This is a genomic window from Loigolactobacillus bifermentans DSM 20003 (genome assembly GCF_001434575.1).
Classification (GTDB): domain Bacteria; phylum Bacillota; class Bacilli; order Lactobacillales; family Lactobacillaceae; genus Loigolactobacillus; species Loigolactobacillus bifermentans.
The window spans coordinates 1-221 of record NZ_AZDA01000086.1 but is presented as its reverse complement, the minus strand read 5'-3'; the positions used below and the strand labels follow the sequence as shown (position 1 = coordinate 221).

The 221-nt window shown below is 41.2% G+C and carries 1 pseudogene; it reads right to left on the bottom strand.

Going from position 1 to position 221, the window contains the following annotated elements:
* Positions 1-221: pseudogene (locus tag FC07_RS16200) on the bottom strand (MFS transporter); the annotation flags it as partial.

Here is a 221-nt window from a genome sequence, read left to right as displayed (position 1 = left end):
GATATAGCGGTATTTTGATTTTCTAACTTGGTTAAGGTAAGTGCTAGTTGCTGGTTGCCCGCTTTTAAGTTGTCAGTAGCTAGTGATAACTTCTTCTGAGCTTGGTAGACCTGGTGAAGATCGGTTCCCTTTTGGGGCTGTGGTAAATCAACTTGAGATTTGGTTGCTTGTTTAAGGGCACGTCTTAGGTTCGTCTGTTTGTTTTTAGTTGTTAATTTGGC